The organism is Candidatus Afararchaeum irisae (genome assembly GCA_034190545.1).
GTDB classification, from domain to species: domain Archaea; phylum Halobacteriota; class Halobacteria; order Halobacteriales; family Afararchaeaceae; genus Afararchaeum; species Afararchaeum irisae.
The window spans coordinates 20613-44330 of record JAXIOF010000057.1; the positions used below are offsets into that span (position 1 = coordinate 20613).

The window sequence follows — 23718 nt, forward strand, 5'->3', positions numbered from 1 at the left end:
CGGTACGGTACAGTACATTTATCTTGATCTCGATCCCATAATCAGAGTATGACCAGTCTCGAAGGACAGACGGTTCTCGTGACGGGTGCGAGCAAGGGAATGGGAAGAGAGATGGCTCTGCGTTTCGCCGATGAGGGAGCGAAGGTAGTCCTCGTAGCGAGGGACGGAGACGAACTCGATGACGTAGCCAAGGAGGCGAACGGCGAGACCCTAGTGGCTACCGCAGACGTCCGAAACCCGCAGGAGGTCGAGGCGACAGTCGACGTCGCAGTAGATGAGTTCGGAAGTATAGACACGCTCGTCAACAACGCGGGTGTGGGACTCCTCAGCCTCTACGACGAGAGAAAAGACCTCGTCGATGTCTCCGAGGAGGACTGGGACACAGTGATAGAGACCAACCTCAAGGGTGTCTTCCTCTTCACCAAGTACGTCCTTCCGAGTATGGAAAGCGGCGGCAACGTCATAAATATCTCGTCAGGTCTCGGGAGAAAAGCCGCTGAGGGCTGGTCGCCCTACGTGACCTCGAAATGGGGTCTCGAAGGACTCACGAGGACGGTTGCACTCGAAGTCGAGGACGACGGAGTCAACGTAAACGGAGTATACCCCGGAGGCAGAGTCGAGACGGGATTCTGGAAACATCTCCCCGAGGAAGAACGTGACGAGATACTTCCGCCTGACGTCATGAACGACGCCGCTGTCCTGCTAGCTCAGCAGGACAAAAACGGGGTCACGGGAGAGTCGATCTCCGCAGACGACTGGGAGGAGAGGCTCGGATGATCACGGTGGGTCTCGCGGGAAAGCCCAACGCGGGTAAGTCGACCTTCTTCAAGGCGGCGACGAGCGCGGACGTAGAGGTCGGAAACTACCCTTTCACGACGATAGAGGCGAACAGAGGGGTCACCCACGTCCGTACCGACTGTCCGTGTCTCGAACTCGACGAGAGATGTGGCAACTGCAGAGACGGAAGACGGTACGTCCCGGTCGAGATAATAGACGTCGCGGGTCTCGTCCCCGAGGCACACAAGGGACGCGGTCTCGGAAACCAGTTCCTCGACGAGCTGAGACAGGCTGACGTCATAGTGCACGTCGTCGACGCCGCGGGTGCGACCGACTCGGAGGGCGAGCCCGTGGCTGTCGGTGAACACAGCCCTGTCGAGGACGTCGACTTCCTCGAGGAGGAGCTCGACATGTGGACATACGGTATTCTGAGGGACAACTGGGAGAAGATAGAGAGACGTTCGAGGACGCCTGACTTCGACTTCGAGTCGGAGCTAACCGACGTACTCACGGGCGTCGGAGCGACCGAGAACGAGATACGTCTCGCTCTGCGGAGGATAGACCAGCCCGAGAGCTTCGGCGACTGGGACGACTCCGACATAAGACTGCTTGCGAGGGAGATAAGACGTATCACGAAGCCGATAGCCGTCGCCGCGAACAAGGTCGACATAGCTCCAGACGACCTCGTCGAGAAACTCCTCGACACCGAGGGAGTCGTAGTTCCGACGACCGGGAAGGCGGAACTCGGACTCAGAAACGGAGATGAGTCTGGGATTCTGAGCTACGCACCCGGTGACTCGGAGTTCGAGATACTCGAAGACGACGGCGTATCCGACTCACAGCTAAAGGCACTCGGAGAGATACGCGGCGTGTTCGATGAGTACGGAGGAACCGGGATACAGAAGGTTCTCAACGACGCCGTCTACGGTCTCCTCGAACGCGTCACTGTCTACCCCGTCGAGAACGAGTCGGGCTGGACCGACGGCTCGGGTAACGTCCTTCCCGACGCCTTCCTCTTAGAACGCGGATCGACTCCTGTCGACCTCGCCTACTCAGTCCACTCCGACGTCGGTGAGGGATATCTCCACGCCGTAGACGCGAGGACACGCCAGAGGATAGCCAACGACTACGAGGTCGAGGAGGGTGACGTCATAAAGATCGTGAGCACCGCATAGCCGTATTGGGCTGTGGTCTCAAGACTGCCCAAGAAGACCATATCTTTATAATTTGTGAACAAGTATCACAGTATACGTATGGATCGAACACTTTGGTACCTCGTAGCAGGTACAAGGGGGGGAGAGAACAGGGGAAGGATACTCTGGAAGTTAGTCGACAACCCGATGAACACCAACCAGCTCGCTGAGGAGCTCGACCTCAACTACAGGACGGTGTCACATCACCTCGAAGTCCTAGAGGACAACAGCCTCATAGAGAAACACGGTGAGGGATACGGCTGTCTCTACTTCCTCACCGAGAACATGGAGTCGAAGATAGAGGAACTTGAGAAGATACTCATGAAGTCGGAGTACGACTTCTTCGAGACAGCCGAGACGGAAGCAGGATCAGAAGCAACGACAACCTCGACGTAGATCCGAGTCCAAGTCGAAACTGGGTAGCCGGGGGACTACTCCACTGACTCGAACTCTTCGTCGACCCTGTCGAGAACCGTCTCGAAGACCTCACTTATCTCGTCGGCGAGATGCTGTAGCTCCGAGTTGCCCGTGACAGGCAGAACCCTCTGTGTGTCGACGCCTCGGACGACTATCTCGTCGGTCTCGTCGTCCTCGTAGACTACCATGTTACACGGCATCATAGCCCCCATTCTCTTGTCGGTCGAGAGAGCCTCGTAGGCGTATTCGAGAGCGCAAGCCCCGAGAATACGGTAGTTGGGGAACTCCTCGTCGATGTTCTGCTGTATGCCGTTTCCGGGGTCGAGGTCAGCCTGTATTCCCATTCCCTCGTCCTCTAAGGTCTCTATCACGAACTCGACGACTTCGTCGAAATCTCCTCTCACACGTGTTTCTACAGTGAACTCCATTCCACCGACGGCATACATCGCCTTGTTCATTATGGACATACCTGAGGTTGGTTGTATTAAGATATAAATACACCGCGGTGTCTCAGACGTCTGAAAAACCGCAGAAATACGTCAGAGCCAGATGACTTCGGCGTCTGTGTCTGTTAATCAGAGATTAACAGGCTAAGGCTAATCAGTCGGAGATTAGTGAGCGTCTTCGAGTTCGAGAAGACGTCTCTTAATCTCGGTGTCTCCGGTGTAGTCTCCTATCCCAGACTCCTCGACCACCCTGTGGCACGGCAGGAGTACAGGAACCGGGTTCGAGACGAGAGCCTCACGCACGTCGTCGTAGTCGTCCTCGTCGGCACCTATCGACTCGGCGAGTTCTTCGTACGTGATAGTCGTGCCGCGGGGTATGTCACGTGTCCTGAGAAGAGCCGACCTCTCGATGCCTCCGAGTGTCAGTCCGACGTCGTACTCCGAGAGGTCAGTGTCTTCTCGGTCGAGGTACTCAAATATAGAGTCGAGAAGTTCGAGCCCGTCCTCTATGCTGTCTTCGTCGGGCGTCTCGGGAAACGAGACGCTAACTACCTTGTCTCCCGCCGTCCCGACCTGTACATAGCTTTCGAGGTAGTCGGAGTATCTGTGGAAGATACCCGTCTTCATCCTAAGAGATCGAGGTTCTCCAGTTCATTGAGTATCCTGTCTACCGCCCTGTCTGCGTCCTCAGGCTTCTCTCCTCCTGTGACGACTAGCTTTCCGCTTCCGAAGAGGAGTACGACAACCTCGGGGTCGTCGAGACGGTAGACGAGACCCGGGAACTGTTCGGGCTCGTACTCTATGTTCTCGAGTCCGAGACCTATGGCTATCGCGTTGAGGTTGAGGTCGTGTCCGAGGTCAGCACTCGCGACTATGTTCTGGACGGTGATCTCGGGGTTCTCCTCGACGTCTATTCCGAGGTCACGGAGCTTGTCGAAGACTATCTTGAGCCCCCCGTCGACGCCGTCTATACTCTTCGCACCCGTACAGACTATCTTACCTGACCGGAATATGAGCGCCGCCGTCTTGGGCTCCGCCGTCCGGTAGACGAGACCCGGGAACTGATCGGGGTCATAATCCGCTCCTTCCATGTCCATAGTAACCTGCTGGAGATCGAGCTCCTGACCTATCGAGGTTGATGCGACTACGTTCTCTATCTCTATCGTGTCCTTTGGATCAACCATTTCGTTTAAACCTCTATTTAAAGTCTTATAAAGGTTGGTGAAAAACGTAACGTGATTTCGCCAAGACATAGACGATAGGGGGATTCTACGGTTGATTGAGGAAGTTATTATAGACGCCCTCGCGTCTTTCGTCTGTGTACCTCCTCGAACTCAAGAGCTCGAACCACGAACTCGCCCTCGCCGAGGCACGCTCCGTCGGAGACGTCTATGAGACAGCTCGGGGAGTCGCCGTCTGTAAGGCTCTCGACCTCGAACGCGCAAAGAGACTCGGGATGTCACACCGCGTCCTGAGGTACATGGCTAAGTCGGACGCCTCACTCGAAGGAGTCCTAAGAGCGGTCGAGACCTGTGAGTACGCCTTCTCAGGGAGCTTCAGCGTCCGCGCCCGCGGGGTCGAGGAAACAGAGATCCCCGTCGGTACTGAGACCCTCGAAAGGAAGGTCGGGAGTGTGATACACGAGAGAGGGCACGAGGTCGACCTCGAAGATCCCGACAATGAGTTCCGTCTCGTCTTCACCGACGACAGATGTTACTTCGGAAAGGTGGTCGTCGACGTCTCGAAGGAGTTCTCCGACCGTCCGACTGACAAGCCCTTCTTCAAGCCCGGTAGCATGTCGCCTATGCTCGCGCGGACACTCGCTAACATCGCGGGCGCGGGCAAGTCGAGACTCGTTCTCGATCCGATGTGTGGCACGGGCGGTGTACTCGTCGAGGGCGGTCTCGTGGGATCAGAAGTCGTGGGATTCGACTCCGACAGACAGGTTCTGAGAGGGGCGGAGACCAACCTGCGCGAGTATCTCGAAAGCGACGGATGGCACCTCGGAGCCGCAGACGCCTCACGTCTTCCTCTCAGGGAGTCGTCGGTAGACTGTGCTGTGACGGACTTCCCGTACGGCAGAGCCTCGTCGGTCGACGCCGACTCTGTGAGGTCACTCGCCGAGAACGTCTTAGATGAGCTTTCGAGAGTAGTGAGCGACGGAGGGAGATGTGTCGTAGTCTGTGACAGATGGCTCGTCGACGAGGCGGAGGCGGCGGGATTCGAGGTCGTCGAGAGGCTCGAGGACAGGGTACACAAGTCGCTGACAAGACGGATTCTGGCTCTTGAGTCGAAGAAATAAGTCGAGTCTGACCAAACGGTTTAATGTGTGTATTACGTACGTAGTAGTATGCAGAAGGACGAAGTTATACATATCCACGCTCTTCTCCACGAGACTCTGGAGTTCCTGGAGGAGAACGACCTCGCTTCCTTCGACGACTCTTCTCTCGACGTACGACCTACCGACGTACACAAGCCCAAGGAAGAACACGAGAAGGCTGTCTTCGCACTCGGAAACCAGCTCGCCGACGCGATGGCAGAGGACGAGTTCTCCGACGTCGGCAGGGTGAGAGAGAGGATGAAAGAGCTCATAGAGGAGAGAAGTAAGTAACTGACCTGAACTGAAGCCCGATGCATTACGTCTACGTAGTCGAGTGTTCCGACGGAAGCCTCTATACTGGCTACACGACAGACACCGACAGACGCCTTGAGGAGCACAACTCGGGTGACGGAGCTAAGTACACGCGTGGGAGGACGCCGGTCGAGTTAGTACACGAGGAGGAGTACGGATCACGTTCTGAGGCTATGCGACGGGAACACGAGATAAAACAGATGTCACGCGACGAGAAGATCGACTTACTTACTGGTTAGCTATCTGCCACGTCCATCTCGCGTCTAAGACGTACCTGTATACCCCGGATATTAGTATACCTACGCCGTTCGCGACTATGTATCCGAGGTCACCCCACGATCCGAGTCCTCCCCAGGTTACGAGTGCGTAGAGTATACCCACCTGTATCGGAATTGCCGACCCCCTCACCGCGTTCGTCCTCACGAGACCACGTATGTACTCTCCCCTGTCGGTGTGACGGACGACTTTGAATGTCCACGCGTTGTTGATTACGTACTGGAGTACGATGGTGATCTCTATAGCGACGACCGCGGCGGCGACATAGTACATCCCGAGTGCCTCGACGAAGCCCCAGAGTAAGAGAGTCTGGACTCCCGCTGCGAAGACTCCGACTACGAAGAACTTGAGAACGCGTCCCCGCGGCGGTGCGAGGATATCCGTGACTCTCGACATCTCTTATCTGTATCCTAGTGCCTCAAGACGTTTGGATACCTCGTCCGACATACCGTCGTCTTCCTCTTCGTGACTCTCGTTCGAGAGAACTTCCTCGGCACGTTCGTGAACCCTACGCCGGAAGGACTCTATAATCTCGGTGTCTCCGAACTCGGTGTTCGACTCAGAGTATAGGTCGTTCTTCTTGAAGTCGTCCTCGGCTGTGTTGTAAAGCTCCTTCTCTCCCGTCTCGGTGTTCTTTATGTAGGTCCAGTCGGAGGTACGTGCGCTCACGAGGAGGTCGCCCTCGTCGGGAGTCTTCGGAATCGGCTGCTGTGTCACGGAGTCGCCCCTGACCGTCACCGAGACTACGGGCTCGTCGTCTGGGCCGTCTCGGAGGAGACTTTCTCCCTCCCAGTCCTCGGGAGTCTCAACACCCATGACGTCACATACCGTCGGTGGCACCGAGTTGAGTCCGACGGGCTCCGAGACCGAGTCGGCTTCTAAGCCGTCTCTGGGGAGGTCTACAATCAGAGGCACGTTTATTAGCTCGTTGTAGAGCTTTGGGTAATGTGCGAGATGTCCGTGTTCCTGGAACTCCTCACCGTGGTCACCCGCGACTACGACACAAGTCTCGTCTCTGATACCCTCATCGGAGAGTAGACTCAGGAGACGTCCTATGCTCTCGTCGACCTGTCGGACGGTCGCTTCGTAGAGAGTCCGGAGACGTGAGAGTATCTTTTCGTCGACGTCCCATCCGAGTCCCGTGTAGAGATGTGCCCTCAGCATACCGAGAGTCCCCATATGGCTCGAAGAGACCTCACGGACGTGGCGTGGAGCCGGGACATACGGCGTATGTGTGTCCATGTAATGTATCCATATGAAGAAAGAGCCGTCCGACCTCTCACGTATGAATCCCTTTGCCCTCTCCTCAAGCTCTATCATACGTGACGTGTCGGCGAAATGTGTGTCGTCGCCCTCGCGTTTGACAGCACTCGCGAGACGCTTAAAAGGCGACGTGCCTAGCTGTATCCAGCCCTGTACGGTGGGATGTGCCATGAGATACTTCGAGTATATCCTGTCGTTCGACTCTATGAAGTCCTCGAACTCGTCGAACCCCCTGTCGTACTCCCAGTGGTGGGTCAGGAAGCCGTTCGAGGCGTTGAAACCACCCGTCGACACCGACTCACGTGACAGAGCCTCGGCGAGTGTCGGCGTCTCGGGTGCTCCTATGTTACGGCTGTCTGAGAAGACGGATCTCGAAGCTAAGATGCTCGGAAACGAGAAGGGAGTCCAGTTGCCGTGTGCGAAGGCGTTCTCGAAGACTGTCGACGTAGATCGGCTCGAAAGTTCGCCTAAGACAGGTGTCACCTCGCTCTCGGGATCGTGTTCGACGGCGTCAGCCCGGAGAGAGTCCACGGTTATAAGTACCGTGTTCGTAGCTTCTGTAACCGGCTCGGCGCTCATACTTTTGTCTTATAATACATGTGACTTTATACTGTCGGAGGAAGACGCAGATCTAACACGTGCCGGGAAAAGTGCTTTAAGCTACAGAGACGTGGAAAGGTTATGAGAAGGGAGACGGCACTCGGACTCGGTGTCTTAGCCGTAGTTCTGTTTGTCTTAGGCGTGACTATTCTCGTCCCGGGTGCCGTCGAGAAGCCCCAAGACCCCGTGAGAAGGAGCTATATACACGTCAACGAAGTCAGTCTGAAGCCCGTCTCTGTCACGGGTTCGAACGTCACACTCAGGGTCGAGACACGTTTCGATCACTCCGAGGGCGTCTCCGAGAACACGACCGTCACTGTCAGAGCCACGAGTACCGAGACGGGTCTCCTCGAAACCACCCGGACGAAAGATGTCGGAGACGTCAAAGACGAAAGAGAGGTGAGTGTGACACATAACGTCACCGTCGAGAGGTCGGGTGGTTACAGAGTAGACTCTGTCGTCTACACCGACGGAAGACGTGTCTCGTCGGCGTCGAAGTCTGTCGAGGGGGTCGGGAGCCTGAAGCCCGAGTACGCACGTAGTCCACTCGGATTCGAGAGCTTTGGGTCACAGCCGAGCATAGAGTACTCGGTAGACGAGGTAGACAGATCGACTGTGGCTCTCAACGTGACGGCGTACGTAACCAACACCGGAGGGAGACAGACCGGGAACACCTACGTCGTTCTCAAGGCTCGCCAGTCGGAGTCTGGTATAGTAGCCGATGAGAGACGCGTCGATGTCGGCGAGATAGACGAGGGCGAGACAGACAGGGTAAACGGGCGTCTGGTTGTTCCCGACGGATACAACTACTACCTCGACGCAGTCCTCTGGAAGGACGACGTGGTCTTGGGTACCACGAGAAGCGGAGCGAGTCTCAACCCTAGTAAGAGTATACCGACGAATGTGACCCAGGAGGAGGTGGGGATAAGAGTCGAGGACTTCGAGAGAGACGACGAGCCACAGTCCCGGAGCGACGAGTTGGAGTCGGAAGTTCCGGAGGACGGACAGGGACAGCCGGGTCTCGGAGTCGTCGCGGCTGTCTTGGCAGTCTCCGCCGTCGGAGTTAGAAGGTGGTACTATGACTGAGACTGAAACTGAGACTGAAACTGAAACTGAGACCCAGACCCGGACTGAGGCTGAGACCGAGAAAACAGACGACGGGACAGGTACCGAGACAGACACGGGAGACGGGAGAGACGCGAGGTACTACGTCGAGAGGGGGGTTCTCGGTATACTCCTCGTGATAGGCTTCGTCGCGTCTCTGAGGTTCTACCTGAGCGCGACCGCTGCGATAGACTACTGGGTCACCGACGCCTACGTAGACGTCTTCCAGGCGGCGTTCAACCTGATAGTCCTACTCCTTGTCGGAATCGGGATCACGAGACAGGTCAGAAAGATCACGTGATCCGAAAAGCTTGAAGGCGACCATGTTCATCTATCACACAGTATGGTCTCCCAGAAGGAGATAGAGACATTAAGGCAGGAAGCCCAGACGATATTCACACGTATAGACGAGGTTAACGGCGCGCTCAAAGACGCGAGGAAGAAAGAGGGAGACCACTGGGACGACGGAAGCCTCGACCTCAGCCTCGAAACGCCGTCGGGGGACGAGATAGAAGTAGAACTCGACCTCGATAAGGACGCCGCCGAGAACGCACAGGAGAGATACGAGGAGGCGAAGGAGATGGAGGAGGTCTTAGAGGAGAAGAAAGAGGTCGAGGGCGAGCTCGCGGGCGCGCCGTCAGACCCCCTCGCCTACCTCATACTCTACCATCTCAAGAAGGTCAAGGGCGACTACCCGCGTTCTATGGCGATGAACCTCGACGCCGAGAGAAAAGACGTAGTCGACCTGTGTGATCAGCTAGAGAGCGCGGGTCTGATAGAACGCATAGAGTCGGGGATGCTCAAGAGACGTAAGGTCAAGCTCAAACGGTCTCTTGAGACACACCAGCACCACACCTACTACCGTCTGTCGCGCGAGGGCGACCATCTACTACGTTTCTTGGAGGAGGACGACGGCAAGGAGAGCTTTCTGCGTAAGGTCGACAACGCCCTCACGGTGGCTCGGCGTATATCGGAGGGGGGACCCGACTACCCACGTATGACCTCGGAGGATCTCGACCTCGACCTCGACCACGTCCGGAAGCTCTACAAGGCGATGGTTCTCGCGGGAGTCGCCGAGACCTACGACGGAAGCATAATAAAAGGGAAAGAGAGGAAGCTCAAGCCGAAGGACGAGACCCACAGGAAACACACCTACTACGTCACGACGCGCGACGTAGACCTCATACTCAGGGACTGGGAAGACTGAGACGGGATACTGTCTTATGCCGCGAGAACGGACATAGGATATGCTCGAAGTCGGAGACACAGCCCCTGAGTTGAGTGCCGAGACGACACAGGGGAGATTCGACCTGTCGGAGGCGGACGACGAGGGTGCCGTAGTACTGTTCTTCTTCCCTAAGGCGGGAAGCCGAGTATGTACGAAGGAGGCTTGTTCGTTCCGTGACTCGACAGCCGAGTTCAACGATGTCGATGCGACCGTCGTAGGGGTCTCGTCGAACGACTCAGTCGAACGTCTCGAAGAGTTCGCGGAGAAAAACAGTCTCGACTTCCCTCTCGTGAGCGACACCGACGGAGAGATATCCGAGAAGTACGGCGCGAAGGGTGTACTCGGACTCTACTCGAAACGCGTGACCTACGTGATCGAGGACGGCGAGGTCGTCGGACGCGTCAAGGGAATGCTGAGTGCCGACAGACACGTCGAGGTCTCTATTGAAACTCTGCGCCAGATCTGACCTGCTGAACGACGGCGTTATTAGGCAAGCGACAGAAGACACATACGGTACATAGATGTCGGACGAGATGGATCGACCGAGTCAGAGTCAGAGCCAGAACCAGAGACGTGACGACTACCTACAGGAGCTCGAAGACCGTCTCTGGAACGCGATGGAGATAGCGAACGAGGCACGTTCGAGAGGCGGAGACCCGAGTCCGGAGGTCGAGATACCCGTCGCAAAGGATCTCGCCGAGAGGGTCGAAAACCTCATAGGAATCGAAGGTATCTCCGAGAGGATACGTGAGTTAGAGGACGAGATGAGCCGTGAGAACGTCGCTCTCAAGCTCGCCGAGGAGTTCGCAGTAGGTGAGATAGGAGACTCCGACTCGAAGGCGGGGAAGGCAGAGGACGCCATAAGAACCGCCGTCGCACTCCTCACCGAGGGAGTAGTCGCCGCGCCCCTCGAAGGCATCGATGCCGTAGAGGTCAGACAGAACGACGACGGTACCGAGTACCTCTCGGTCGAGTACGCGGGTCCGATACGGAGCGCGGGTGGTACAGCACAGGCTCTGAGCGTCTTAGTCGCTGACTACGTCCGTACAGAGGTCGGGATAGACGAGTACAAGCCGAGGGACGACGAGGTCGAGAGATACGTCGAGGAGATCGACCTCTACGCCTCGGAGACGGGTCTCCAGTACACTCCGAAGGACAAGGAGGTACGTAAGATAGTCGAGAACTGTCCGATCTTCTTAGACGGTGAGCCCACGAGCGAGCGCGAGGTCTCGGGTTACAGGGATCTCGAACGGATAGAGACCAACAGGGCGCGCGGAGGCATGTGTCTCGTCGCCGCCGAGGGAATCGCCCTCAAGGCTCCGAAGATAAAGAAACACGTCACTAGCCTGGGCCTCGACGGCTGGGACTGGCTCGACTTCTTCATACACGACTCGTCCGACGACGACGCCGAGTCAGAGGACGGCGAAGACGAAACAGAGGAAGACGGGGACGACACCGACGGTAGTCAGCGTCCACGTCCACGTCCCCGTGTCGACCCCAACGACAAGTTCCTCCAGGATCTCATAGCCGGAAGACCCGTCTTCTCACATCCCTCGGCGAAGGGCGGCTTCCGTCTGCGTTACGCGAGGGCACGGAACACGGGATACGCCGCCTCTGGGATCAGTCCCGCGACGATGGTTCTCGTCGACGACTTCCTCGCGCCCGGGACACAGCTGAAGACCGAGAGACCGGGTAAGGCGGCGGGGGTCGCTCCAGTCGACTCGTTGGAGGGTCCTACGGTGAGGCTCCACAACGGCGAGGTGAGACGTATAGACGACGCCGACGAGGCGAGGAGGATCAGAAACGGAGTCGAGAAGATCATCGACATGGGCGAGATCGCCGTCAACTACGGCGACTTCCTCGAAAATAACCATCCACTTGCTCCGGCGTCTTACGTCTACGACTGGTGGATACAGGAGCTCGGAGAGACCGAGGCGGATGTCGAAGAGCTATCGGAGGCTTTCGACCTCGAAGATGTAGACCCGAGACAGGCTCTCAGGCTGAGCGACAAGTACGGGGTTCCTCTCCATCCCAGCTTTACGTATCTTTGGCACGACATAAGCCTCGACGAGTACTCACGTCTTCTCAATAGTGTGATAGAGAAGAAAGACGGCAAGCTTCTCCTCGAAGGCGACGTCTCCGAGCTACTCGAAAAGCTCCTCGTCCCGCATATACAGAACGACGACACCGTACGGGTCGGAGACAGGGACTCCGTGGTACTCGAAAGGTACCTCGACGCCGACTCTCCGCCGGACGACGCCGAGACTGTCTTAGACGCCGTAGAGGAGGTCTCGGGAATAGAGACGAGAGAGCGCGCGCCGACAAGTGTAGGCGCACGTATGGGACGTCCCGAGAAGTCGAAGAGACGTGACATGAACCCGCGTGTCCACTGTCTCTTCCCGATAGGCGAAGCGGGAGGCTCACAGAGGGACATAGACGAGGCGACTTCGTACTCTGAAACTATGCGTGAGAGCACGGGACGTATAGACGTCGAAGTCGGCGTGAGACGGTGTCCCGACTGCGGAGAGACTACCTACGAGACCGTCTGTGACTGCGGCGAGAGGACAGAGCCCGTCGAGAAATGCCCGAGATGTGGTGTCGAGGTCGACGACAGAGACGAATGTCCGAGATGTGGCGGCGAGACTTCGTCGGTCGAGGAGACGACTATCGACATAAAGTCGGAGTACAGGGAAGCACTCGACGAACTCGGCGAACGTGACAGCTACGACATACTCAAATGCGTCAAAGGTCTCTCATCGGAGGACAAGACACCCGAGCCCCTCGAAAAGGGTGTGCTGAGAGCGAAACACGACGTCTCGGCTTTCAAGGACGGCACCTCGCGGTACGACCTCACCGACCTTCCACTCACGGCGTTCAAACCCGCTGAGTTAGACGTCTCAGTCGACAAGGTGCGCGAACTCGGATACGAGACCGACATAGACGGCGAGCCCCTCAGAGACCCCGAACAGGTCGTCGAACTCAAGCCACAGGACGTGGTTCTGAGCGACGACGCCGCCGAGTACATGGTATCAGTCGCCGACTACGTCGACGATCTCCTCGAAGAGTACTACGGTACTGAGCCCTACTACGGGATAGACGACAGGGACGATCTCGTCGGAGAGCTCGTGATGGGACTCGCGCCACACACGAGCGCGGGAGTCCTCGGGAGGGTCGTCGGATTCACGTCAGCTTCTGTGGGATACGCACATCCATTCTTCCACGCAGCCAAGAGACGGAACTGCTTCCATCCGGAGACTAAAGTATGGGTGAAAGACGAGGATGGCTGGAGATACGAACGTATAGAGGAGTTGGTCGAGGGGAATCTCGAAGACCCGAGACGTGACGACTTCGGTAATCTGATACAGGAAATAGAAGACGACAGAGACCTCTATGTTCCCTCAGTCGACTCTGACGGCGAGACAGTCGTTAAGAGGATAGACGCACTTTCGAAACATCCTTCCCCCGAACATTTAATCGAGATAGAGACACGCAGCGGACGAAGCCTGTCCTTGACACCCGACCACGAGTTACAGGTCTATGACAGGTCTTCGGGAGAGATCCATACTAAAAAGGCAGTTGAGATGTCCGAGGACGACCACCTCATAACACCACATGACCTCCCGGTCGACTCTGACTCCTCAGACCTCCGCTTCGACCTGCTTGAGGAGTTCCTACGAATCCCGGAAGTCGAAAACGACCGTCTGATGGTTAAGGGCTGGGAGAAAGACGAGATCTACGAGCTTTTCGAGGAGAGTCTCGAAACTGAGTGGGTCGGGGAGTTCTACCCATTAAAAAGCACAGCGGAGTATCTCGGCATGACTAAGAAGTCTCTCAGCAACTACATCTACCGTGGGAGTCTTCCGGCGAGTATACTACTCGAACTACTTGGGTCAGCCGAGAACGTCGTCAGCTCAACACCTGACAACCTAAAGCTCGGAATTAAACGCGACTCGGTGGAGATAGACCGGTTCATCGATGTCAACGAGAACGTCGCAACCCTTCTCGGCTACTACGCCGCTGAGGGGTTTGTACGCGAACAGGAGACTTCAAAGGGAAGTATACACCAGACAACCTTCTGTGGAGCCGAGGAAGATGCCCGTGACTTCTATCTCCGTACACTAGAGGAAGAGTTTGGCGTGAGTCCATACGTCGAAAATGAGTTCAAGATTACTGTTTCAGGACGTTTACTACGGGTCTTGTTAGATTCAGTTCTACAAGCCGGGGTCTATTCACACACGAAACGTGTTCCCGACTTTGTCTTCGATGCTCCCCCGAGTATAGCCGCGGCATACCTTAAGGGATACTTCAGCGGTGACGGACACGTCTCCTCCGACGTGCTTGAGGTACACGCGACGACCGTAAGCGACGAGCTGAAAGAGGATCTCCTCGCAGTACTCACACGTCTGGGTATAAAAGCGAAGGTGAGAGAGAAAGAGCCAGTTCGCCTCCACGAGAAGTTCCCTGACTACTACGACGCCGGTACCGAGAAGACTTCTCTTCCGACTTACAGGCTGTCTATTTCCTCGAAAGACGCAGCCACGTTCGGTCAGAAAGTCGGATTCCATCTCCCGAGGAAACAGTCAGTGCTCTCCCAACATCTCAGTCAGAAAACAACTGCTAAGAGAAGAATAGTCTTCGACGGTAGCTCAGACGAAGAGGAGATACTCATCGAGTCGGTGGAAGAAGTTGAGTACACCAAGAGCGACACCGACTTCGTGTACTGTCTTACGGTAAATGACACACATTCGTTAGTAGCCAACGACTTAGGTGCTAAGCAGTGCGACGGTGATGAAGACTGTGTGATGCTACTGATGGACGGTCTTCTCAACTTCTCGAAGTCGTATCTCCCAGACAAGAGAGGTGGACAGATGGACGCGCCTCTCGTGATGACGACACGTATCGACCCCGAGGAGATAGACGACGAGTCCCACAACGTAGACACCGTAGACCGTTACCCCCTCGACTTCTACGAGGCTACTCGTGAGATCGCCGACTCGAAGTCCGTAGACGTACCGATAGCTGAGGACGGTCTCAACGACCCCGACCTGAGCTTCGACCACACAGTCGAGACCACCGAGATAGCCGGAGGACCCGACAACTCGTCGTACAAGACACTCGGGTCGATGCTCGACAAGACAGAGAACCAGCTGGAGCTCGCACGGAAGATACGCGCGGTGAAGGAGGACGACGTCGCCGAGAGGATAATTGAGTCACATTTCCTCCCCGATCTGATAGGTAACCTGCGTGCCTTCGGTCAGCAGGAGGTTCGGTGTACCAACTGCAACTCGAAGTACAGACGTCCGCCTCTCTCGGGTAGATGTGACTGTGGAAGCGAACTCACTCTCACAGTCCACGAGGGAAGCGTGAGGAAGTACCTCGACGTCTCGCTACGTGTCGGAGAGGAGTACGGTGCGTCGAACTACACCCTCCAGCGTCTCGAACAGCTTGAGAGGTCGATAGACAGCATATTCGAGGACGACAAGTCGAGACAGTCGGGAATAGCCGACTTCATGTAGATAACAGCGCGGAAACCCTGTCCTTTAGTGAATCGGATTTATCCGATGATAGTAGGGCGGGGAGGATCGCGTCTCCACAACCCAACTAACTACTCTCACAACCATTACGACTCCCCTAAACATTCAAAATAATATAAAGATTGATAAATATATAATTACACATATGAAACGTGGAAATACGCCGAACAGTACCTGTCAAACTCGACGTGGACGACCACGCTGACACACTCCTCCAAGAGACTTTCAAACAGTTCAAGAAAGCGTGCCAACACGTCGCAGACGTAGGCTGGCACGCCGAAGACTACATAATCGACAACAAAACTGAACTTCACGAAAGAACTTACGACAGCCTACGTGAAGCTACCGACCTACAGGCTAGCCACGTCCAACTAGCACGAAACCTCGCAGCCGACGCACTCAAAGGCTGTGTCAAAAAGCTAGAAAACGATGAAAAAGCAAGTAAGCCTACGTTCACGTCGGATGTCGTGGTACACAACCAGAGAACCATGACATTCAAAGACGGTGGCGTGTCCCTCGCCACCGTCGATGACCGCATCCACGCTGACTTCATACTCCCTCACGAAGATGATAACGACAACCCACAGACAGAGTATCTGAGTGAAGACTGGGAGAAAAGAGAAGCTACTTTACACCACAGAGACGGCGACTACTACCTACACGTTACAGTTAGGAAAGAAGTAGAGGATAAAGAGTCGGAGGATGCCGAGAACGGAACGTCTCGAAGCGGGAGCTTCGATGGCTCGCAAATCGAAGATTTGCGAACGGTTCTCGGCGTAGATCTAAACGTAACAGGTGGTTTCGCCGTCACTTCAACAGGTTATTTCGTAGAATCGGCTGACTACATCAACCACGTCCGTAACGAGTACGAAAAACGACGTGGTGGGATGCAAGAAAAAGGCACTCGTTCAGCTCACCTGACAATGAAGAGCGTAGGTAGTCGCTTTGCTCGCTGGAGCGAGCAAAAACTCCACGAGACTGCTAACGAGATCGTTGAAGAGGCAGTTGAACACAGTTGTATGGTCATTGCTTTCGAGGACTTAGAAGGTATTAGAGAGAATATATCAAACGACAAGAAGTTTCAGCAGTGGGCATTCAACCGGTTGTACGAGTACGTGGAGTATAAAGCCGAAGAGAGAGGGATTGACGTGGAACAGGTCAATCCCGAATACACGAGCCGACGGTGTTCTAAGTGTGGTTTTACGCATGAGAAGAACCGTGATGGTGACGATTTCGAGTGCCTGAAGTGTGGTTATGAGCTAAACGCCGACTACAACGCATCGAAGAATATAGCTATGAAGTATCTCCGCCGTGAGCAAAAGTCTCACGGCGGAGGGGCTACCAGTCACCTAGCCCTCAAGTCAGGGGTGTTGAACGTGAATGGTCAGTATCGACCTGCCGAACTTCTCGGCTAGAACGGGAGTTGTGAAATCTCTGATTTCACAATCCACAAGATCGAAGATCTTGTGAAGTCCACTGACAAGCTCCGTCCCGAATTCTCCGAATTCGCGGGCTCGGAAATCGAAGATTTCCGAACGTCCCGAGAACTTCGTTCTCGCGGGCACGTCAAACAAAGTTTGACGAACGCCCTTTAGGGCGGAGAAGGTGACGTGACGTGGCTTCGACTGTGACTCTACCTCCGACTGCCGCCGAGGACTCGGAACTGTTTAAACCCTAGCATACAATCTTCGAACATGGAAGTTCCGAAGTCGTACGACTCCTCCGAGGTCGAGGAGAGATGGCGCGACGAATGGGATGACTCTCTCTACGCCCACGATCCCGACAGCGACGCTCCTGACTACAGGATAGACACACCTCCGCCGTATCCGACGGGCAACCTCCACATAGGAAACGCCCTAGGCTGGTGTTACATGGACTTCGTGGCGCGGTACAAGAGGCTCCAGGGCTACAACGTCCTCTTCCCACAGGGATGGGACTGCCACGGACTCCCGACTGAGGTCAAGGTCGAGGAGGAACAGGGCGTCCACAGATCGGAGGTGCCGAGGGACGAGTTCCGGCAGATGTGTATCGACCACACCTACGAACAGATCGACGAGATGCGTGACACGATGGACGTACTCGGCTTCTCACAGGACTGGTCACACGAGTACATCACGATGGAGCCCGAGTACTGGGGGAAGACACAGAGGTCTTTCCTTGAAATGGCAGACGACGGCTACGCTTACCAGGGTAAACATCCCGTCAACTGGTGTCCGAGATGTGAGACCGCGATAGCCGACGCCGAGGTCGAGAGAGAAGAGGAGGAGGGCGTCCTTGTCTACCTCGAGTTCCCCGTCGTAGGAGACGACGACGTGATCGAGATCGCGACGACACGTCCCGAGCTTCTGCCTGCGTGTGGTGCGGTGGCTGTCGACCCCGACGACGAACGTTTCGAGGAGTACGTCGGAGAGGAGGTCGAGGTTCCTATATTCGGACAGACCGCCGAGGTCATACAGGACGAGGAAGTCGACCCCGAGTTCGGTACGGGAGCCGTCATGATCTGTACATTCGGTGACAAACAGGACGTCGAGTGGTGGCAGGAGTACGACATAGATCTCAGAGAGGCGTTCACTAAGACGGGAGGGCTCACAGAGATAGCGGGAGAGTACGAGGGGATGGAGATAGACGAGGCGAAGGAAGCGATCATAGAAGACCTCGAGGACGAGGGATATCTCTACGACAAGGAGCCTCTCGAACAGAACGTCGGAAAGTGCTGGAGATGTGACACGCCGATAGAGATACTCTCGAAGGAACAGTGGTTCATAGAGGTCAGACAGAACGAGATACTCGAAAAGGCGGAGGAGGTCGACTGGATACCCGACCACATGCACAGCCGCCTAGTCGACTGGACCGAGGGAATGGAGTGGGACTGGGTCATATCGCGCCAGCGCGTATTCGCTACGCCTTTCCCCGTCTGGTACTGTGACGACTGTGGCAGTGTCAAGTTCGCCTCGGTCGATGAGGTTCCGGTCGATCCCACTGAGGAAGACCCCGAGACGCCCTGTGAGGACTGCGGTGGTACGTCGTTCACCCCCGAGGAAGACGTCATGGACACGTGGATGGACTCCTCGATCAGCGCGATGCACGTCGCTGGCTGGCCCGAAGAGGGATTCGAGCCCACACAGCTCAGGGAACAGGGTCACGACATAATACGGACGTGGGCGTTCTACACAATTCTCCGTACTGCGGCACTCGAAGACGAGATACCGTGGGAGGAGGCACTCATAAACGGAATGGTCTTCGGAGACGACGGACACAAGATGTCGAAGTCACGCGGCAACTTCGTCCAGCCTGAGGAGGCTGTCGACGAGTACTCCGCCGACGCATTCAGACAGTCTCTCGCGTCGGGTGGACGTCCCGGAAGCGACATACAGTTCCGGTGGAAGGAGGTCAAACGCGCCTCGAAGTTCATGACTAAGCTCTGGAACATCTACCGCTTCTCGGCGTCGCATATCACGAAGGACGTCTACGACTACGAGGACGAGGCTCCCGATGCCGATCTGCGCCTCGCTGACAGATGGATACTCTCGAAGCTCTCCGAGACAGCCGACGAGGTCGAGGAAGCGATGGACGAACACCGTTTCGACCTCGCACTCAAGGAGCTAAGGGAGTTCGTCTGGGACGACGTCGCCGACGACTACGTCGAGATGGTCAAGGGACGTCTCTACGAGGAGGACGGCGACGGCTACGAGGCTGTGAGATGGACTCTACGTACGCTGATAGAGTCGGTCGTCGTTATGTTCTCGCCCGTCGCACCCTTCTTCTCCGAGGAGGTCTACTCGGGTCTCAGGGACGAGAGCGTCAACAACGCCGACTGGCCCCGGGTCGAGGTCTACGACGCCGACGCCCTCGAAGCCGGAGAGCTCCAGGCTGAGATCGCTTCGTCTGTGAGGAGATGGAAGAGCGAGGAAGGGATCGCACTCAACGCAGAGCTCGACAGGGTCGAGGTCTACGCAGAGTCGGAGTCTGTCGGCGAGAGACTCGACATTGACGACCTCTCGGACACCCTGTCTTCCGAAGTCACAGTCGAGACCGGAGAGCCCGACCTCGAAGAGGTGCCCGTCGGTGTCGACCCCGACATGAGCGTGATAGGACCCGAGTACAGGGACACCGCGGGAGAGATAGTCTCGGCTCTCGAGTCGTCCGATCCTTCGGAGGTCAGAGAGGAGAAGGAGACCGGAGCCGTCGAGGTCGAGGTCAACGACGGGGTTATAGAGCTCGACTCCGACGCCGTCGGTATAGAAAACGAGCTACGTAGCGGCGGGAGAGAGGTCGAGGTCATAGAGACTGACGGCGCGACGGTCTTAGTCTTCGAGTAAGGCGGCGACGCGACAGTATAAGCAACACCTTTCAAAGGATCGAGTTCGTACTCCTTCTATGGAGATACGTGGCGACAGGAGATGTCTCGAATGCGGATACGAGTGGAGCTACTTCGAGACCAACCGGATAAGATGTCCCGACTGCGGCAGCATGAGAAGCGAGAGCACCTCATCGGGACGTCTCGACACACAGGGAAGTGCCAACTCGGGGATAGGGATAGGGTTCAACGAGCTTGTCTCGAAGACTGCGAGCTTCGAGGAGACTCTGTCGGAGGCTGAGGAGTCATGCCGTAAGTTCGTCTCGAACTACGGATTTATAGACGCGGGAGAGCTTCAGCCACCATCCCCCGAGTACGTCATGGCTGCGGAGGTCACCGAGATCGCAAACGGTCTTCTGACTTCCCGGGGAGACGTCGACGACGAGGAGAGGGAGTACGTCATAGATCTCCTCAGGGGCATAGAGTCGGGAGAGCCTCCCGCACCCGAGAAGCGTCCGTCGTCACTCGACAGCTACCACGCCCTCGCAGTCGCGCGTCTCGTCGACGAGTACTCGAAGGAGATACGGCGGTATGCACGTATAAACGAGAACGAGACTGACGTCCCGTCGGAGATAGAGACAGCGCGCGACAAGGCGAAGAGGACACAGGCAACCAGCGGCGAGAGACACGACGCAGTCGACGGTCTCAGAGACCTCAGGGAAGCATACGAAGAAGTTACTTCTTGATCGTTTACCTCTACTCAGAAAGCTTAGCCGCCTCGACCGTGTTACGGAGGAGCATCGCACGTGTCATGGGACCCACACCGCCGGGCACGGGTGTTATCGCAGCCGCCTTCTCGCTGACCCCCTCGTAGTCGACGTCCCCGACGAGTTCACCGTCGACCTTGTTTATTCCGACGTCTATAACGACTGTTTCCTCCGAGACCATCTCAGCGGTCACGAACTCGGGTACTCCGACAGCGGCTACGATTATGTCGGCGCGTCGGGTGTGTTCCTTGACGTTCCGAGTTCCAGAGTGACAGACTGTCACAGTCGCGTTCGCGCCGTCCGACTTCTGGACTAAGAGGTTGGCGAGGGGCTTCCCGACTATGTCCGACCTACCGAGTATAACGACGTCCTTCCCATCGGGCGAGTTGCCGGTCGCCGTCAGGAGCTTCTGGACACCCATCGGAGTCGCGGGGACGAACCTCGGACGTCCCTCCATCAGAAGACCCTTGTTCTCGGGATGGAAGCCGTCGACGTCCTTCTCGGGTGAGACCGCTTCGAGTGCCTTCGTCTCGTCTACGTGGTCGGGAAGAGGAAGCTGGACTATGAAGCCGTCGACCGAGTCGTCGTGGTTGAGGTCGTCTATCACCGACATCAGCTTCTCCTCGGACTCCGAGGGATCTATACGTACGACCTCCGACTCTATGCCGACCTCGCCGCAGTCCTTCTCCTTCATCGAGACGTATGTCTCGCTCGCGGGGTCGTCGCTCATGAGAACTGCAACCAGCTTAGGAGGTGTCTCCATCTCCTCGACCTCCTCGGTTACAGAGTCCCTTACTTCCTCAGCCACGGATTCGCCGTCGATTACTTCCATGTCTCGAAATCGACCCGGAGGCGATTCAAGTTAACGGAACCGCGCCACCGCTAGTTTTTTACTTCCGTTTCCATAAGTAACTACCATGAGTGTCGAATCCGACAACATTATTAACGTCACATCAGAAGCCGCAACAAAGGCAAACGAACTCATGGAAGACAGGGGTCTCGACGGCTACGGGATACGTATCTCCGTCGACTACAAGGGAGGAGACGCCGACTACTCTCTCGAGTTCTCACAGAAGCCGATGGACTCCGACAGGATCGTCGAGACTGACGGTCTGACACTCTTTATCGACTCCGAGTCAGAAGCCGCAGTCGAGGGGAGCACACTCGACTACGTAGTCGAGAACGGAAGGGGAGGCTTCACGGTGAAGTCTGCTGGGGGGAAAGACGAGGCGGAGTTCGACGAGTCGACAGTCGAGGGACAGGTGCGTTCGTTCCTCGTGCGTAACTTCCCACAGATACAGGGACACGGCGGTGAGGCAATCATAGAGGAACTCGACGAGGACGAGGGATACGTCAAGCTCAGCTTAGAGGGGGCGTGTTCGGGCTGTGGCATATCCGACGCGACCGCCGAGGCGATAATGAGGAAACTGCCCAAGACGGTCGAGGACATATCTAGGGTCGAGGTCGACGCGGGATCGGGCGGCGCGGGTGCCGACGTACCGTTCTGAGACGGCTGAGCCAAAAAGACTTACTTGGTTCCCCTCGTTACTACTCTCATTCTATATGAACCCGAGGGATTATGAGAAAAGACGTCGGGAGATCTCGGGGTCTGAGCTAGCCGAGGCGATAGGTCTCGACGACGACGAGATTCACGAGAGGAAGGAGTACGTCGGCTTCGACGGCGACGACACACAGACTCTTGAGGAGATGATGTCGGTCTTCGAGAGTCTCGAGAACCAGATCGCCGAGGACTTCTATGACCACACTATGTCTTTCGAGGGGACGCGCGAGGTCATAGACAGATCCGACGTGACGAGCGAGTACCTCAAGAAGGTTCACGGACCCTATCTCACGCGTATGGGAATGGGAGACTACGGCAGGGAGTACTTCGAGGACAGGACACGTATAGGGAAGCTCCACGAGATGGTCGACATGCCCGTCAAGTACTACGTCGGCACATACATGCTCTACTACGACAGGGTTATCTCTGAGATCTTCGAGAGGCTCAAGTCGGAGAAGACAGACGAAGCCGATATAGACGAGGCTAACGAAAGGGTTATCTCTTTCCTGCGTGCTACCAACCTCGACCTTCAGGTCGCCATGGACACCTACATAGACTCGTACACTAAGGAGGTCGAGAGGAAGAACGACCGTCTCGAGGAGTTCGCGGAGGTAGTCTCACACGACCTCAGGAACCCTCTCAACGTCGCGCAGGGTCATCTCGAGATAGCAGCCTCACAGACGACCGATGAGACGGTTGAGAACAGCCTCAGAGAGGTCGATGAGGCTCTCGAAAGAATGGAAGACCTGATACACGACGTCCTCGAACTCGCGCGCCACGGGAGGTCGATAGAGAACGTATCCGCAGTCAGTCTCTCCGACGCCGTGGAGGAGGCTTGGGACAACGTCGACACCAGAGACGCCGAGATAGAAGTTGAGGTAGATGACAGAAACGACTCGGTCTGTTCGGACCACGACCGTCTGATACAGCTTCTCGAAAACCTATTCAGGAACTCGATGGATCACGGCGGTGACGTCTCGGAGGTACGTGTGGGAAGACTCGAAGACGGCTTCTACGTCGAGGACGACGGTGTGGGAATACCCGAAGGGAAGAGAGACGATATCTTCGAGTCGGGATTCACGACATCCGACGAGGGCACGGGTCTCGGTCTCTCGATAGTCAAGGAGATCACAGAGGCTCACGGCTGGAGAATCGAGGTCGTGGAGGGAGACGACGGTGGCGCGAGGTTCGAGATAAGGGGCGTTGAGTCGGCTTAACAGACCGACAGAGGACAGAGACGGTAGAGTAACGCATTTTGGCGTGTGAAATCTACGTAGAGACGAGAACATGCAGGCTCAAGAGTCGGAGTCCTCGGACACGGAAGCACAGACTGAGGTTCTCATCACAGGTCTGAGAGACGAGGAGCCCGGAGACGTAGTCGGAGCCTTCACGAACGAGGCGGATGTCGATCCCGAGGCAATAGGAGAGATAAGCATCGAGGACGCCGAGGCTACTGTCGAGGTCGGCGAGGATACTGTAGATAGAGTAGTCGACGAGGTCGACAGGGTGGGTAGGTCTGAGGTCTGTGTGAGACGTCTCGACGACGAGACGGAGGCAGTGCGTGAGTACGTGAAGTACCTCGGGGACAAGCCCCGTTCCGAGATCTCCGATCTCGCGGGCTCG

Annotated in this window: 23 protein-coding genes; 17 read left to right on the forward strand and 6 right to left on the reverse strand. The window is 56.3% G+C overall.

Going from position 1 to position 23718, the window contains the following annotated elements:
- Positions 1 to 48: 48 nt before the first annotated feature.
- From SV253_07205 to SV253_07215, 3 genes are all read left to right on the forward strand, one after another.
- Complete coding sequence (locus SV253_07205) at positions 49 to 777, forward strand: SDR family oxidoreductase (GenBank protein MDY6775844.1); 729 nt, start codon at positions 49 to 51, stop codon at positions 775 to 777.
- Positions 774 to 1952 (forward strand): redox-regulated ATPase YchF, encoded by a 1179-nt coding sequence (locus SV253_07210; protein ID MDY6775845.1) that lies wholly within the window; start codon positions 774 to 776, stop codon positions 1950 to 1952. Before SV253_07205 ends, SV253_07210 begins: the two co-directional genes overlap by 4 nt.
- A 78-nt stretch (positions 1953 to 2030) precedes the next feature.
- On the forward strand, positions 2031 to 2366 hold the full coding sequence (locus SV253_07215; GenBank protein ID MDY6775846.1) for a winged helix-turn-helix domain-containing protein: 336 nt from the start codon (positions 2031 to 2033) through the stop codon (positions 2364 to 2366).
- Between the two features lie 35 nt (positions 2367 to 2401).
- Here the strand turns inward: SV253_07215 and SV253_07220 are convergent, their stop codons facing one another.
- From SV253_07220 to SV253_07230, 3 genes are all read right to left on the reverse strand, one after another.
- The gene (locus tag SV253_07220) at positions 2402 to 2854 is read right to left on the reverse strand and encodes a DUF302 domain-containing protein (protein ID MDY6775847.1); all 453 of its coding nucleotides are present in this window, start codon (positions 2852 to 2854) and stop codon (positions 2402 to 2404) included.
- 144 nt (positions 2855 to 2998) lie between these two features.
- Positions 2999 to 3460 (reverse strand): methylated-DNA--[protein]-cysteine S-methyltransferase, encoded by a 462-nt coding sequence (locus SV253_07225; GenBank protein MDY6775848.1) that lies wholly within the window; start codon positions 3458 to 3460, stop codon positions 2999 to 3001.
- Positions 3457 to 4017: a TATA-box-binding protein gene (locus SV253_07230; GenBank protein ID MDY6775849.1), complete on the reverse strand. Its 561-nt coding sequence runs from the start codon at positions 4015 to 4017 to the stop codon at positions 3457 to 3459. The genes SV253_07225 and SV253_07230 overlap by 4 nt, the downstream gene beginning before the upstream one ends.
- A gap of 134 nt (positions 4018 to 4151) precedes the next feature.
- Between SV253_07230 and SV253_07235 the strand changes: the two genes are divergently transcribed.
- The 3 genes from SV253_07235 to SV253_07245 are packed head-to-tail and all read left to right on the forward strand — an operon-like array spanning position 4152 to position 5704.
- Positions 4152 to 5135: a THUMP domain-containing protein gene (locus SV253_07235; protein MDY6775850.1), complete on the forward strand. Its 984-nt coding sequence runs from the start codon at positions 4152 to 4154 to the stop codon at positions 5133 to 5135.
- Positions 5136 to 5183: 48 nt separating this feature from the next.
- On the forward strand, positions 5184 to 5444 hold the full coding sequence (locus SV253_07240) for a UPF0058 family protein (GenBank protein MDY6775851.1): 261 nt from the start codon (positions 5184 to 5186) through the stop codon (positions 5442 to 5444).
- A 20-nt stretch (positions 5445 to 5464) separates the two neighbouring features.
- On the forward strand, positions 5465 to 5704 hold the full coding sequence (locus SV253_07245) for a GIY-YIG nuclease family protein (protein MDY6775852.1): 240 nt from the start codon (positions 5465 to 5467) through the stop codon (positions 5702 to 5704).
- Here the strand turns inward: SV253_07245 and SV253_07250 are convergent.
- Positions 5694 to 6137, reverse strand: a complete 444-nt coding sequence (locus SV253_07250) for a GtrA family protein (protein MDY6775853.1) — start codon at positions 6135 to 6137, stop codon at positions 5694 to 5696. The two genes, SV253_07245 and SV253_07250, sit on opposite strands and share 11 nt — an antisense overlap.
- A gap of 3 nt (positions 6138 to 6140) precedes the next feature.
- A complete protein-coding gene (locus SV253_07255) occupies positions 6141 to 7583 on the reverse strand; it encodes a sulfatase (GenBank protein ID MDY6775854.1) in 1443 nt (480 codons plus the stop codon).
- Positions 7584 to 7685: 102 nt separating this feature from the next.
- On the opposite strand from SV253_07255, the gene SV253_07260 reads away from it, so the two are divergent.
- From SV253_07260 to SV253_07295, 8 genes are all read left to right on the forward strand, one after another.
- A complete protein-coding gene (locus SV253_07260) occupies positions 7686 to 8690 on the forward strand; it encodes a PGF-CTERM sorting domain-containing protein (GenBank protein ID MDY6775855.1) in 1005 nt (334 codons plus the stop codon).
- Positions 8683 to 9009, forward strand: coding sequence for a hypothetical protein (locus SV253_07265; GenBank protein ID MDY6775856.1), 327 nt, complete (start codon positions 8683 to 8685; stop codon positions 9007 to 9009). The genes SV253_07260 and SV253_07265 overlap by 8 nt, the downstream gene beginning before the upstream one ends.
- A 42-nt stretch (positions 9010 to 9051) precedes the next feature.
- On the forward strand, positions 9052 to 9915 hold the full coding sequence (locus SV253_07270) for a DUF2250 domain-containing protein (GenBank protein ID MDY6775857.1): 864 nt from the start codon (positions 9052 to 9054) through the stop codon (positions 9913 to 9915).
- 40 nt (positions 9916 to 9955) lie between these two features.
- The gene (locus SV253_07275; GenBank protein ID MDY6775858.1) at positions 9956 to 10402 is read left to right on the forward strand and encodes a peroxiredoxin; all 447 of its coding nucleotides are present in this window, start codon (positions 9956 to 9958) and stop codon (positions 10400 to 10402) included.
- Between the two features lie 55 nt (positions 10403 to 10457).
- The gene (gene polC, locus SV253_07280) at positions 10458 to 15452 is read left to right on the forward strand and encodes a DNA polymerase II large subunit (protein MDY6775859.1); all 4995 of its coding nucleotides are present in this window, start codon (positions 10458 to 10460) and stop codon (positions 15450 to 15452) included.
- 170 nt (positions 15453 to 15622) lie between these two features.
- Positions 15623 to 16885: a transposase gene (locus SV253_07285; protein MDY6775860.1), complete on the forward strand. Its 1263-nt coding sequence runs from the start codon at positions 15623 to 15625 to the stop codon at positions 16883 to 16885.
- A 279-nt stretch (positions 16886 to 17164) separates the two neighbouring features.
- The gene (locus SV253_07290; protein ID MDY6775861.1) at positions 17165 to 19789 is read left to right on the forward strand and encodes a valine--tRNA ligase; all 2625 of its coding nucleotides are present in this window, start codon (positions 17165 to 17167) and stop codon (positions 19787 to 19789) included.
- Positions 19790 to 19847: 58 nt separating this feature from the next.
- Positions 19848 to 20513 carry a hypothetical protein gene (locus SV253_07295; protein ID MDY6775862.1) on the forward strand — a complete coding sequence of 222 codons (666 nt, stop codon included), beginning with the start codon at positions 19848 to 19850 and terminating at the stop codon, positions 20511 to 20513.
- Between the two features lie 10 nt (positions 20514 to 20523).
- Here the strand turns inward: SV253_07295 and SV253_07300 are convergent, their stop codons facing one another.
- Positions 20524 to 21366, reverse strand: coding sequence for a bifunctional 5,10-methylenetetrahydrofolate dehydrogenase/5,10-methenyltetrahydrofolate cyclohydrolase (locus tag SV253_07300; protein MDY6775863.1), 843 nt, complete (start codon positions 21364 to 21366; stop codon positions 20524 to 20526).
- Between the two features lie 85 nt (positions 21367 to 21451).
- Between SV253_07300 and SV253_07305 the strand changes: the two genes are divergently transcribed.
- The 3 genes from SV253_07305 to SV253_07315 all read left to right on the forward strand — a co-directional run.
- Positions 21452 to 22042 carry a NifU family protein gene (locus tag SV253_07305; GenBank protein ID MDY6775864.1) on the forward strand — a complete coding sequence of 197 codons (591 nt, stop codon included), beginning with the start codon at positions 21452 to 21454 and terminating at the stop codon, positions 22040 to 22042.
- Between the two features lie 55 nt (positions 22043 to 22097).
- On the forward strand, positions 22098 to 23312 hold the full coding sequence (locus tag SV253_07310) for a protoglobin domain-containing protein (GenBank protein MDY6775865.1): 1215 nt from the start codon (positions 22098 to 22100) through the stop codon (positions 23310 to 23312).
- Positions 23313 to 23382: 70 nt separating this feature from the next.
- On the forward strand, positions 23383 to 23718 hold a 336-nt coding region (locus SV253_07315), incomplete at its 3' end, for a DbpA RNA binding domain-containing protein (protein MDY6775866.1).